Source organism: Allobosea sp. AK1 (assembly GCF_006714945.1).
Lineage (GTDB): Bacteria > Pseudomonadota > Alphaproteobacteria > Rhizobiales > Beijerinckiaceae > Allobosea > Allobosea robiniae.
Genome location: NZ_VFMG01000001.1, coordinates 2,872,680 through 2,885,382, shown reverse-complemented (window position 1 = coordinate 2,885,382; position 12,703 = coordinate 2,872,680). Strand labels below are relative to the sequence as shown.

8 protein-coding genes are annotated in these 12,703 nt (G+C 69.7%); 2 read left to right on the top strand and 6 right to left on the bottom strand.

What is annotated here, in order from left to right:
• The first annotated feature begins 32 nt into the window (after positions 1-32).
• Positions 33-1,229 carry a multidrug effflux MFS transporter gene (locus FHT98_RS14205; protein ID WP_091857234.1) on the top strand — a complete coding sequence of 399 codons (1,197 nt, stop codon included), beginning with the start codon at positions 33-35 and terminating at the stop codon, positions 1,227-1,229.
• Between the two features lie 64 nt (positions 1,230-1,293).
• Here FHT98_RS14205 and FHT98_RS14200 read toward each other — a convergent pair whose 3' ends face one another.
• Positions 1,294-3,456 (bottom strand): transglycosylase domain-containing protein, encoded by a 2,163-nt coding sequence (locus tag FHT98_RS14200; protein WP_061971785.1) that lies wholly within the window; start codon positions 3,454-3,456, stop codon positions 1,294-1,296.
• A gap of 258 nt (positions 3,457-3,714) precedes the next feature.
• On the opposite strand from FHT98_RS14200, the gene FHT98_RS14195 reads away from it, so the two are divergent.
• Positions 3,715-4,101, top strand: coding sequence for a DoxX family protein (locus FHT98_RS14195; protein ID WP_061971783.1), 387 nt, complete (start codon positions 3,715-3,717; stop codon positions 4,099-4,101).
• A gap of 77 nt (positions 4,102-4,178) precedes the next feature.
• On the opposite strand, the gene trxA is transcribed toward FHT98_RS14195, so the two are convergent.
• From trxA to FHT98_RS14170, 5 genes are all read right to left on the bottom strand, one after another.
• Entirely contained in the window at positions 4,179-4,499 is a 321-nt protein-coding gene (gene trxA, locus FHT98_RS14190; protein WP_061971781.1) for a thioredoxin, read from the bottom strand.
• Between the two features lie 116 nt (positions 4,500-4,615).
• Positions 4,616-5,275 (bottom strand): DUF1345 domain-containing protein, encoded by a 660-nt coding sequence (locus FHT98_RS14185; protein ID WP_061971780.1) that lies wholly within the window; start codon positions 5,273-5,275, stop codon positions 4,616-4,618.
• On the bottom strand, positions 5,272-8,763 hold the full coding sequence (gene addA / locus FHT98_RS14180; RefSeq protein WP_142114425.1) for a double-strand break repair helicase AddA: 3,492 nt from the start codon (positions 8,761-8,763) through the stop codon (positions 5,272-5,274). Before addA ends, FHT98_RS14185 begins: the two co-directional genes overlap by 4 nt.
• Entirely contained in the window at positions 8,760-11,867 is a 3,108-nt protein-coding gene (addB, locus tag FHT98_RS14175; protein WP_185745164.1) for a double-strand break repair protein AddB, read from the bottom strand. Before addB ends, addA begins: the two co-directional genes overlap by 4 nt.
• Positions 11,860-12,567 carry a nucleotidyltransferase family protein gene (locus FHT98_RS14170; protein WP_142115764.1) on the bottom strand — a complete coding sequence of 236 codons (708 nt, stop codon included), beginning with the start codon at positions 12,565-12,567 and terminating at the stop codon, positions 11,860-11,862. The genes addB and FHT98_RS14170 overlap by 8 nt, the downstream gene beginning before the upstream one ends.
• Positions 12,568-12,703: the final 136 nt, after the last annotated feature.

Below are 12,703 nucleotides of genomic sequence, written 5' to 3'. Positions count from 1 at the left end.
CGCGGCCCTTCCGGCTGCGCCGGAGGCCGTGCATGAAGCTTCGTCCCGATACGCTGGCGATGACCGCCGTCCTCGCCATGCTGACGGCGCTAGGGCCCCTCTCGACCGATTTCTACCTGCCGTCCCTGCCCGAGATCGCGCGGGTGATGGAGACCGATGTCGCCGGCGCGCAGGCGACGCTTTCCTCGTTCCTGTTCGGCTTCGCCGCCGGGCAGATCTTCTGGGGGCCGCTCTCGGATCGACTTGGACGCCGGCCGGTGCTGCTCGCGGGCCTTGCCCTGTTCGGGCTCGCGACGCTGGCTTGTGCCTTCGCCCCCTCGATCGGCGCGCTGACACTGGCGCGGGCCTTTCAGGCGCTCGGCGCATCCGGGCCGATCGTGCTCGGCCGCGCCATGGTGCGCGACCTCTATGACGGGCCGCGCGCCGGCCGCGAACTCGCCCGCATGGGCATGATCATGGGCCTCGTGCCAGCGGTCGCGCCGGTGATCGGCGGAGTGCTGCAGGTCGCCTTCGGCTGGCGCTCGACCTTCCTCGCCTCGCTCGCCTTCGGGCTGGTGCTCGCCGTGGTCATCATCACCGTGATGCCGGAGACGCTGCGGGCGCGCTCGCCGCAGCCGCTCTCGCTCGTCAGCATCTTCAAGGGGTTCGGTACGCTGCTGCACAACCGCGCCTTCCGCGTCTATGTCGCGCTGACGGCGCTGGCCTATGCCGGGCTCTTCGCCTTCATCTCAGGCTCGTCCTTCGTGCTGATCGGCGTCTACGGGCTGACGCCGGTCGAATACGGCTTCTCCTTCGGCTTCGGCGTGCTCGGCTACATCACCGGCACGATCATCGCCCAGCGGCTGGTCGGACGGCGCGGCATGGACGGGGTCATCGCCATCGGCGTCGCCTGCCTCGCCGGCGGCGGGCTCGCCATGCTGGTCGGGGTACTGACCGGATTCGGCGGGCCTGCCGGCGTCGTCGTGCCGATGGCGCTCTATGCCTGCGGCGTCGGGCTGACCATGCCGCAGGCCCAGGCCTCGGCGATGATGCCCTTCCCGGATCGGGCGGGCGCGGCCTCCTCCTTCAACGGGCTGTGCCAGATGCTGCTCTCGGCCTGCGTCGGGCTGCTCGTCGGGCATCTCCTGAAGAACGCGGCGCTGCCGCTGCCACTGGTGATGTCGGCGCTGGGCGTCGCCGCCCTCGTCCTGTTCCGCGCGACGCGGGGCATCCGCGCGGCGAAGAGCTAAAGGACCCGCTTCTCACCCGGCAAGAGATTCTCGGGATCAAGCCCGAGAATGACGACAGGGTTCGTCAGCCGCCGAAAAGACGCTCGAAGAAGTTCTTCTCCTGCGGCGCCGGCGGCACCCAGGCCCGGTCGCTGGTCGGCGGGGGCGCCTCCGGCTGGCGGGCCTCGGCGACCGGCGCGCCCAGATCGAGCGGCCGCGGCGCGCCCTGCCAGAAGCCGCCGGGCAACGGAATCGGCTGCGCTCCGGCATGGGCGGCCTTCATGTACTTGCCCCAGATCTCGCCGGGCAGGCCGCTGCCGGTGACGCGCTTCATCTTCGAATTGTCGTCGTTGCCGACCCAGACGGCCGTGACGAGCTTGGCGGTGAAGCCGACAAACCAGGCGTCGCCGTAATCCTGCGTCGTGCCGGACTTGCCGCCGACCTGCCAGCCCGGGATGTTGAACTTGCTGCCGGTGCCGCCGTTCATCACGCCGGTGAACATCGTGTCCATCATCGCGAGATATTGCGGCTGGATGACCTGGCCGAGGCTCGTTGCCTTGCGGGCATACACGACCTTGCCGGTGGTCTGGCGCACCTCGCGGATGACATAGGGCAGCACCGACTGGCCGCCATTGGCGAAGGTCGCGTAGGCCGCGGTCATCTCCAGCGGCGTCACTTCCGAGGTGCCGAGCGCCAGCGACAGGTTCGGCTGCAGGGCCGAGGAGATGCCGAGGCGCTGGGCGGTGCGGACGACCTCCTTGGGCGTCACCTCCTGGATCAGCCGCGCGGCGACCGTATTGAGCGAATGCTGCATCGCCGTCGCCAGCGTCACCGGGCCGCGATAGTTGCGCGAATAATTCTCCGGTTCCCAGCCCTTGATCGAGACCGGGGCGTCGTCGCGGATGGTGTCGGGGGTCAGGCCCTTCTCCATCGCCGTGAGATAGACGAGGGGCTTGAAGGACGAGCCCGGCTGGCGGCGCGCCGCCGTGGCGCGGTTGAACTGGCTCTTGGTATAGTCGCGGCCGCCGATCAGCGCGCGGATCGCCCCGTCGGGCGCGAGCGAGACAACCGCGCCCTGAGACGCGTTCAGCTTGGCGCCCTGCGCGGACAGCGCATCGACCAGGATCGTCTCGGCCGACGCCTGCAATTTCGAATCGATCGTGGTGAGGACGGTGACATCGCCGTCGACCGCGCCGATGAAGTCGTCGAGCACGTCCATCACGTAGTCGGCGGCATAGTTGACCGAGCCCGCCCCGACGCGCTCCGGCACCTCGGCCGGCGCCGTCAGCGCGGTCTTGGCCGCGGCCTGCGTGATGAAGCCCTGGTCGGCCATCGCGGCGATGACGAGCTGGGCGCGCTTCTCGGCCGCCTCGGGATTGCGGTTGGGCGCCAGGCGCGACGGCGCCTGGACGAGGCCGGCCAGCATCGCCGCCTCCGCGATCGTCACCGAGCGCGCCGACTTGTTGAAATAGCGCTGGGCGGCAGCCTCGACGCCATAGGCGCCGGAGCCGAAATAGACGCGGTTCAGGTAGAGCTCGAGGATCTGGTCCTTGGTGTAGGTGCGCTCCAGCCAGAGCGCCAGGATCGCCTCCTGGATCTTGCGGGCGGCGGTACGCTCCTGCGTCAGGAACAGGTTCTTGGCGAGCTGCTGGGTCAGGGTCGAGCCGCCCTGCGCCACGCCGCGCCCGCGCAGGTTGGTGACGAGCGCGCGAGTGATGCCGATCGGATCGATGCCGAAATGCTCGTAGAAGCGCCGGTCCTCGATCGCGACGAAGGCCCGCGGCAGATAGGGCGGAATCTCGCCGATGGTGACGGTGCGCCCGCCGGTCTCGCCGCGATTGGCGAGGAGCGAGCCGTCGGCGGCGAGGATCGCGATGTTCGGCGGCCGCTTCGGCACGGTGAGCTGGTCGATCGGCGGCAATTGCGACGCGTGATAGGCGATGAGCCCGCCAAGGCCGATGACGCACCAGAGGCCGAGCACCATCGTCCAGTAGAACAGCCCGCCCAGGAACGAGCGGCGGCGATGCCGGCCACGGCGCTTGCCCCCACCGCCGCCACCGCTACGCTTGTTGCCGCGCTTGGGCGGGTTGCGGAGCTGCCGGCTCGGCTCGGGCTGTGCCGGAGCGTTCCGGAAACGCGAAGGGCGATCGTCTGGAGAAAGGCGCATGTCACCGTCCACATGGCCTTCGCCACGCTCATATCCAAAGGAGGGCTCGCGCCGCTCGCCTCGTGCAATCCGGTCGTTCATCCTGCCCCGTTTTCGGCCGCCATGCCGCATCGCAATGCGGTCAGGTCACACAGGATTCAAACATGGCGCTTTTAAGGGTTCGTAAAGCGTGCACTGCGGCGGTAAGGACACAGCCGTCGCGCAAACGTGATCGAACTTGCAAACACGCAAACGAAATCGTCATCAAATCGGATATTGCGCAAATTCAGGAGGCTCGCCTAGAACCCGGAACTTGAACACCTGAGCCATCCGCAGTTCTCCCCAACCAAGGACCACCGCATGCAGTTTCTGTCGCGCTTCCAGCCCTATGCACTCGGCCTGCTTCGCATCTTCGCCGCGCTGAGCTTCATCTCGCACGGCACGCAGAAGCTGTTCGGCTTCCCGGCTGCTCCGTCCTGGGGCCTGCCCTCCGCCATGAGCCTGCCCTGGACCGCCGGCGTGATCGAGATCGTCGGCGGCGCGCTCGTCCTCGTCGGGTTCTTCACCCGGCCGGCCGCCTTCGTTCTCTCTGGCCTGATGGCCGTCGCCTACTGGATGGCCCATGGCTCGAAGGGCTTCTATCCGCTGCTGAACGGCGGCGAGGCGGCGATGCTGTTCTGCTTCATCTTCCTCTATATCGCGACCGCCGGCCCCGGCGCCTTTGCGCTCGATTCCCGCAAGAACTGACATTCGACGGCGCATGACGACGAAAGGCCCGCCTCCTTATCGGAAGCGGGCCTTTTTTCATGTCTGAAGCAGGCGGATCAGACCGCCGCGGAGATCCAGCGCGAGAGATCGCTCTTGGGGGCGGCGCCGACCTTCTGGGAGGCGAGCTTGCCGTCCTTGAACAGCATCAGCGTCGGGATCGAGCGGATGCCGAACTGAGCCGGAATCTGCTGGTTCTCGTCGACATTCATCTTGACGATCTTGACCTTGCCGCCGAGCTCGGTCGCGATTTCCTCGAGCGCCGGGCCGATCATGCGGCAGGGACCGCACCATTCCGCCCAGAAATCCACCACGACCGGCTCGGACGACTTCAGGACATCGGCCTCGAAGCTCGCGTCGGTTACCTTGCTCGTTGCCATGACTGGCTGCCTTTCGAATCCATGGGCGGCATCGTCGCCCTTCGCCAGCGAAGCTATGAACGCCGGCCCCTCCGGTCAAGGCGCGTGCACCGCAGGGCGGAGGTGAGGCCGGCGCGTCACGACCCGCCCGAGACCAGGCTCGCCCCGACATTGATCGCCATCGCCAGGATCGAGGTGTTGAAGACGAAGGCCAGGATCGAATGCACAAGCACGACGCCGCGCGCGCGGCGCGTGGTCACGCCGACATCCGAGGTCTGCGAGGTGCAGCCGATCGTGCAGGAGAAATACAGGAAATCGACATAGTTCGGCGTGCCGCTGCCAGGAAAATCGAGGCAGGGCTCGGTCTTGCCGCCGCGATAATAGATGCCGGCATAGTGCAGGGTGAAGAAGGCGTGCAGCAACGTCCAGGAACACAGGATCGTGACGCCGCCGAGCGCGAGATGGGCGCCGCGCTCAGCCGCCGGCACCGCCCCGATGCCGGTGAGCTGGACCGCGATGGCCGCAAGGCTCGCCGTCGCCGCGAGGCAGGATATGACGAGGATGGCGACGGCGCCCTCGTCCTGCTGCTCCGCCCGCGCCCGGATCTGATCGACCGTCTCCGTGAACATCGTCGCCGCCAGCAGGCCGAGATAGAGGACGGCCCCGGCATCCCAGGCGACCAGCAGGCGCGTCGCCCAGCGCCAGTCGCCCGGCAACAGCATGGCGAGCAAGGCGCCCGCGGCCAGAGCGATCAGCAGACGCGGGCGCAGAGCGAGGGAATGCGGCACGAATTTCATGGCGGGAACGATCCCTCGGCGGAAGCGGCTTCCTCACCGGCTGCCAGGGCCGCGAGCGCGGCGTCAAGGCGGCCGGTATCCAGTTCGAAACAGGCGAGGCTCGCCGTATAGATCACCAGAGCCCGAACCTCCCGCCCCGGATAGATCTCCCGCATCAGCGCGGCATAGGCGGCAAGCTGGGCGATCGTCGTGACCGGGATCGCATCGGCCTCGCGCGGGGGCCGGGCCGTGGTCTTGAAATCGGCGACGACGACGCTCTCGGCGGTCACCGCCAACCGGTCGATCCGCCCGGATACGGCCCGCGCCGCGCCATCCGCCAGGCGGATCGAACCCGCGACGGGGACTTCCGCCAGGGCATCCGGGGCGAAGAGCCCGGCCAGCGCCGGGGCGGCCAGCAGGTGCAGGGCGTCCGTGGCGATGGTTGCCCGCCTTTCGGGCGGCAGGGCTCCGCCGCGCGCCTGCGCCAGGGCCGCTGCCGTCGCCGGGCGACGCGCCTCCGGAACGCCCGGCAGGACCTGCAGGAGCAAATGTGCCAGCCGGCCGGCCGCCGCCGCCAAGGCGAGGAAAGGACCGTCGCCCGGCCGCTCCTCGCCATCAGCCGCGGCAAGCGCGCTCGACGGCTTCAGCGGCGGCAAGGGTTCGGCTTCGCGCGCGACCCGCTCGGACAGCCAGGACGGCACGGCGGAAGGCACGGCCTCTCGTTGTATCCGGCCGGTCTCCTCTTCTGCCGATGACGGCGCGGAGACCATGAAGCGCAGCATCGCCTCGTCGCCGTCGCCGATCGGCTTCAGGCCAGCTTCCGACCGCATCAGCCCCTGCTCGATCATCGCGTACCAGCTTCCGGGCGGCGCCTCGCCCGTGGCCTGCACGCCGCAGACGATCAGCCGGTCCTCGGCGCGGGTCATCGCGACATAGAGCAGGCGATGATGCTCCTCGACCATCTGGGCGACCACCACGGCCTTGGCCGCAGCGGTCGCCGATACGTCCTCCGCGGCGGCGGGTGGCCAGAGCGGCACGAGCTCACCATGGGGCGACGGCACGGCCAGGATCTTCGGCAGGCGCCTCGCACCGGGCTCGGTGCCGAGATCGGCTAGGATGACGATCTTGGCTTCCAGGCCCTTCGAGCCGTGCACCGTCATGACGCGGACCTCGCCAGCGCTGGCCGAGAGATCACGCTTCACATCGGCGGCGCTGCCGGCGACATGCTGGAGGAAACCGGCGAGCGAGGGGCCGTAGCGGCGCTCGTGATCGAGCGCGGCGTTGAGGAAGGCATCGAGCGCGTCGCCGGACTCGGCGCCCAGCCGGGCCAGGGCGAGATTGCGCCCGCCGCCGGGGCCAAGCAGGTCGGCGAAGAAGCGGAACGGCCCGCAACGCCCGGCCTCCCGCGTCCAGTGGGTGAGCTTCGCCTCGGCAGCGGCATAGCGCGGTTCGCCGGCCGCCGCCTGCAGGGCGGCGCGCAGCGAGCCCTTGCGGTTCGGCGCAAGGCGCAGGAGATCGTCGTCGTCGAGATCGATCAAGGGCGTCTTGAGCGCGGTGGCGAGCGTCAGGTCATCGTCGGGCAGCAGCAGGGCGCGGCCGAGCACGACGAGATCCTCCACCGCCGGATGCTCGGCCAGCGTCAGGCGGTCGCGGCCGGCGACGGGGACGCCGGCATCCTTCAACGCCTTGACGATCGCCTCGAACAGCGCGCCGCGCTGGCGCAGCAGGATCATGACGTCGCCGGCCGCGAAGGGATGGCCGAGATCGTCGCGGCCGGCGTCGTGCCAGCGCCGCAAGGTGCGCGCGATGCGCTCGGCGAGCTTCACCGTGCCGCTGCGCCGCTCGGGTGCGTCGACCGGCGTCGTCCAGGCATCGGGCGGCTCGCCGGTATCGTTCGCGGCAAGCGGCCAGATATCGACGGTTCCGGGTGCGTTGCGACGGACCGTATCGTGGATTTCCGGCCGCGCGGCGCCGTCGAAGACGAGGCCGCGCGCATGCTCGGGCAAGGCGAAGACGGCGTCCACCGCCTGCATGATGTCGGGCGCCGAGCGGAAGGAGGTGTTGAGGCTGATCGCCTCGAAATCCTGTTTCGCGGCCGTAACCCGCGTCTCGAGCGCCCGGCGTTCCTCGCCGAAGGCTGCGGGAGCAGCGCCCTGGAAGCCGTAGATCGACTGCTTCTCGTCGCCGACGACGAAGATAGTGCGCGGCTTCGCCCGGAGATCGCCGCCGCTGGTGAATTCCTCGGCAAGCTTGCGCAAGATCGCCCATTGCGCCTCGCCGGTGTCCTGCGCCTCGTCGAGCAGGATGTGGTCGATGCCGGCATCGAGCTTGTAGAGCACCCAGGCGGCCTCGACCCGCTCCAGCAGCGAGCGCGTGCGTGCGATCAGATCGTCATAGTCGAGCAGCGAGCGCAGGCTCTTCTGGCGCTGATAGGAGGCGAGCATGCGCGTCACCAGCAAAGCGAGCGCCGCGCTGCGGTCGCGGATGGCGACGGCGTTTAATTGCTCGGCGGCGCCGAGCAGACAGGCGGCGAGCGTCTCCAGCGTTACCAGCAGGGCGCCGTCGAACTCGGATTTGCCCTTGCCGCGGATATTGGCGTTGATCGCGCCGGCTTCGGTGATGAAGCCGCGCCGGCAGAAGCCGATGGGGTCGCCGTCATCCTGCCCGGCGAGGAGCGTTCGCAGGTTCGCCGCGCAAGTCTGGCGAGTCGCGCTGCCGGCCTGAAGCGCGTCGACCAGCGCGTGAAGGCCCGGCAGCACGGCCAGATCGGCGCGGAAGTGCGTCCTGATCGCGTCGGCCGACAGATCCGGCGGGATACCGAGGAAGGCGGCGATGCCGGCCTTCACCGCCTCTGGATCGCGAGCCCGGCCATTCTCGTCGCTGAACAGGGCGCGCTGGCGCAAAGCCTCCTGGAACATCGTCTCGAACGAGTCCTGCGCCGCGAGCCTTGCGAGCAGGTCGAGTGCGCGCGCTTCCGGCCCATTCGGCTCGGCAGTGACGAGGGCAAGCAACTCGCGGCGCGCGGCGCGCAGCATCTCCGCCTGCGCCAGATCGTCGGCGACCTCGAAGCGGGGCGGCACATTCGCCTCGAACGGGGCTGCCTGCAGCACCCGCGTGCAGAAGGCGTGGATCGTCTCGATGCGCAGACCGCCCGGCGTCTCCAGCGCCTGCGCGAAAAGGCGGCGGGCCTTGGCTCGCTCGGCCGCATTCGGTGCCCGGCCGGTGAGGTTCGCCAGCTCCTTGGCGAGCGCCTCGTCGGAGAGCGTCGCCCAGGCACTCAAGGCCCTGAAGATGCGGTTGGCCATATTGGCGGCCGCCGCCTTGGTATAGGTGATGCAGAGCATCCGGCCGGGCGCGACATCGTCGAGCAGCAGCCTGAGCACGCGGTTGACCAGCACATGGGTCTTGCCCGAGCCGGCATTGGCCGAGACCCAGGCGGAAAGGCCGGGATCGGCGGCCTGCGCCTGGCGCTGGTTGGTCAGCGACGGGACGATCCAGCCGGGCCTCATACCTCGCCCCCCTCGTCACCACCGGGCGCCGCCGACCATTCCTTGACGCGGGCGAGGTGGTCATAGGGGCTGGCATAGCGGATATAGTCGGGCGCGCGGCGCGAGACGAAGGGCTCGCGGCCCGAGCGCAAGGCATCGAGATATTCGAGCAGACGTTCGAGATGAAGCGCGGCGACATCGGCCAAAGACTCGTCGCCGAACTTGAGCGGCGTGCTCGTTCCCCAGCTCTTGGGATCGTGGTGGAGCTTGATATAGAGCACGTCGTCGACCGGCAGCGGCCCGGCCAGCCCCTTGAAGCCGGCGCGCGCCGCCAGATCGGCTTCCAGTGTCAATTGCGGTGCAAAGCCCTTCTCGACCTGCTTCTTGGAGGGCGGCGCACCCGTCTTGAAATCGACGATGCGCAGCGAAGGTATTCGCGTCAGCTCGATCCGGTCGGCCTTGCCGCTCAAGCGGAATTCGTTGCCATCGGCGAGCGGGAAACTCGCGGCCGTGAAGAGCTCGACGCCGATGCGGCCGATATCGCCGCGTCGGCGCTCCTCCCAGCGGATGAAATGGCCAGCCGTCAGCAGGAAGCGCGGCCACCAGAAGGCCTTGACCTCCGGCACGTCGTCATAGGCGCGGAAAAGCCGGGCGCCGATCTCGACCAATTGGCCGAGCGCATCGGCCGGCAGCCCTTCGGGATAGGTCGTGGTGAATTCCTCGACGATGCCGTGCAGGAGCTTGCCGCGATCCTGCGCGGTCGGGTCCGCGACGAGGTCATCGAGCGCGTCGAGCTTCAGGATCTTGCGGGCATGGATCTGGTAGGGGTCGCGATAGAGCGTCTCGACCTCGGTAACGCTGAGCGAGAGCGGCTGGAGATCGCGCGGCGGGCGCGGCGCCGGACGGGCGATCGGCCTGGCATCGGCGGGAGCGCTCAGGACACCGGCCAAAGCCCGCAGCTTCGCCCCCTCGTCCACGGCCTTCGCCCAGACCGGCTGCGGCGTCACCGCCTGCAGGCGCTGCCAGAAGCGCGAGGCGATGGTCTCGGCCTCGCCGGCCTTGCGGGGGCGCGTCAGCGTCACCTGCGGCGCCAGAGCGGCCATGACGAAGTCATGCGCAGTCTGGCCGACGCGCCGTTCGGGCGGTGACAGGCCGAGCTCGGCCCGCATCGGCCGGTTGATGAAGGAATCGGTCGTGGTCTGCGGCGGCCAGACGGTCTCGTTGAGCCCGCCGAGCACGACATGGTCGGCCTCCAGCAGGCGCGCTTCGAGCAGCCCCCAGATCGCGACGCGCGGATAGCCGGGGGCGGCTCGCTTGACCACGGTCTCGGCCAGAAGGCCGTCGAGGATGGCGACGAAATCCCGCGCCGTGCCATCCGGCGGCATGACGGCCTCGGCGGCGGCGAGTTCGTCGAAGAGCCCCGACAGGGCCTCGCCATCCGACCCGACGAAGGCGAGCGGCGTGCCCGCCTCGCTCTGGCTGAAGGCAGCGACAGCTTCGCGCGCTGCGGCGACGACGGCGGCCAATGACAGCGTCGCGGCGGCGAATGCCTCGCGCAAGGATGCGCTTGCTGCCCCGAGCCCACGCAATACGGCAGCGGCGGCCGCCTGGTCCTCCGCCGCCAGCCGGGCGCGCGGACGCGGAACGTGCCCGCTTTTGCGGATCGCCTCCCAGTTTGCGAGCGCGACTTCCAGCCCGGGCATCCCCCGGCCCACCGCCTGCCCGCGCCATGTCCCGATATCGAGCGCGGCAGCGCCGTGTGTCAGCGCCGCCTTCCCGAGGCTGAGCCGGCAGAGCGGGTGGGCGAGCAGCGGCACAAGCGCGACCGGCGCCATCTCGGCCAGTACCGCTTCGAGGATCAGGCGCAGCAGCGAACCGGCCGGCCAACGCCCCAGCGGCAGGCCGGCGGAATCGTCGACCTCGACGCCCCAGCGCCTGAGCTCGACCGCGACGCGCTCGGCCAGCCCGCGATCCGGCGTCACCAACGCTGCATGGGCGCCGGGCCGCTCCAGCGTCTCGCGCAGGGCGATGGCGACGATGAGCGCCTCCTCACGCTCATCCGCAGCCTCGACGACGCGCAGATCCTGGAAGCCCTCCGCCGCCATCCCGTCCGGAACACGCGCCCCGAGATCGGACCAGAGTTCGGTGACCGAGGCCGGCAGCATCGCCTCGCGCAGCAGCGCGGCGCGGGCTTCGCGTGCGGCGGCGGGTTGCGCCAGCTCGCGAACATCGTCGCGATCCGCGGCGAGGGTCTCCATCAGGTGATGCAGGGCGGCCTGCGGATGCGAATGGGCCGGCTCCTTCGCGATCGCATCCCAGGCGCGAGCCTCCAGTCCGAGATCGATGCCGGGCAGGACCACCGCTCCGTTCGGCAGTCTCGCGATGGCGGCGAGCAGCCGCGCGGTCGCCGGAACCGTACCGGTCGAACCGGCGGCGATGATCGGCCCGCTCGCCCCGCCGCCGATGAGCCTGTCGCGCTCAGCCGCGAGCATGCGGTTGCGGAAGGCGGCCGGATCGCAGGCGCCGCGCTCGACGAGGATTTCGGGCCAGGCCTCGCCGAGAATGGCTAGGAAGCCGGCATTGAGCTGCCAGACGCGATCGAAACGGGCGGCATCGAGCGAGGCGAGTCGTTCGACCGAAACGCCTTCGGTCTGCATCTGGTCGAGCAGGGCCGCGAGGTCGCCGGCGAGCCCATAGGCCTCGGCCAGCGTCGCCGGCACCAGCGCGGGCTCGGCCGGATCGAGCTTGAGATGGCTGCGATTGGCTGTGCGGCCCCAGGCATCGACCAGCCGCGTCAGCAGCATGCGGCGTTCAAGCGGGGCGATCGGAGAGACGCGTTCTTCTGCCCAGGCACCGGCGCCGATCAGCGCCGTTTCGGCTTCGTCGACATCGCCCAGCGGGACGATGCGCGGCAGCAGCAGCGGCCGACCGCCGAGCTTTCCGGCGAGGATCGCGGCGAAGGCGCGGGCGGCGCGGCGCGTCGGCAGGTAGAGTGTCGCGCGCGCCATCGCCGCGGGATCGGCGGGGTCGTGGACCGGCCCCAGCCGCCCGTCGAGCATCGCCTGCGCCAGCACCTCCAAGAAGGGGGCGCCGGCCGGGATGCTGAACAGGTTGAGCTCAGGCATCGACCGGCTGGGCGGCGGCGAACACGGCCTCGGCCGGCGCGATGGCCTCGGGCGTGCCGACATGCAGCCAGCGGCCTTCCAGCCGCTCGCCGAACAGGCGGCCGCGCGCGATGGCACGGTCGAAGAGCAGGTTGAGCGAGAACGGCCCTTCCGGCGTATCGGCAAAGAGCTCCGGCTTCAGGATCGCGACGCCGGCATAGACGTAAGGTGCGCTCGCGGCGCTGCCCCGGCGGGACAGGCGGTCGTCATCGGCCAGGACAAAATCGCCGGCGCCATCGAAGCCGAGGCTGGTTTCGCGATCGGCGAGCAGGAGCAGCATGTCCATCCGCGCGGGGTCCCAGGCCGTGGCCATCGCCTTCATCGCGGGCCGGCCGGTCTCGCGCCAGAGCGCATCGGAATTGACGTGGAAGAAGGGCGCGGCACCCAGCAAGGGCAGCGCCTTCCGGACGCCGCCGCCGGTCTCCAGCAGCTCCGCGCGTTCGTCCGAGATGGTGATGCGGGGACGGGTGCGATCCACGAGATGCGTTTCGACCTGCCCGGCGAGATGGTGGACGTTGACGACCGCTTCCTCGACGCCGGCCTCGGCCAGCCGGTCGAGCATATGGTCGAGCATCGCCTTGCCGCCGATCCTGACCAGCGGCTTCGGCAGCGTGTCGGTGATCGGGCGCATGCGCTGCCCGAGCCCGGCCGCCAGCACCATCGCCCGGCGGATCGGCGGCGAAGCGGTTGTGGTCACGCGAATCTCCGTAGTGATCGGCTTGAGACTAGAGCGGATTGCGATCGGATACCAACGGCGCTCGCGTCTGTCTCATCGTCATTGCGAGCGTAGCGAAGCA

Bases quoted from the DNA above. Each gene is read 5' to 3' on its own strand.
- FHT98_RS14185 (WP_061971780.1), bottom strand. From the start codon at position 5,275: ATGAAATTCGTGCCGCATTCCCTCGCTCTGCGCCCGCGTCTGCTGATC.
- FHT98_RS14205 (WP_091857234.1), top strand. From the start codon at position 33: ATGAAGCTTCGTCCCGATACGCTGGCGATGACCGCCGTCCTCGCCATG.
- trxA (WP_061971781.1), bottom strand. From the start codon at position 4,499: ATGGCAACGAGCAAGGTAACCGACGCGAGCTTCGAGGCCGATGTCCTG.
- addB (WP_185745164.1), bottom strand. From the start codon at position 11,867: ATGCCTGAGCTCAACCTGTTCAGCATCCCGGCCGGCGCCCCCTTCTTG.
- FHT98_RS14170 (WP_142115764.1), bottom strand. From the start codon at position 12,567: ATGGTGCTGGCGGCCGGGCTCGGGCAGCGCATGCGCCCGATCACCGAC.
- addA (WP_142114425.1), bottom strand. From the start codon at position 8,763: ATGAGGCCCGGCTGGATCGTCCCGTCGCTGACCAACCAGCGCCAGGCG.
- FHT98_RS14195 (WP_061971783.1), top strand. From the start codon at position 3,715: ATGCAGTTTCTGTCGCGCTTCCAGCCCTATGCACTCGGCCTGCTTCGC.
- FHT98_RS14200 (WP_061971785.1), bottom strand. From the start codon at position 3,456: ATGAACGACCGGATTGCACGAGGCGAGCGGCGCGAGCCCTCCTTTGGA.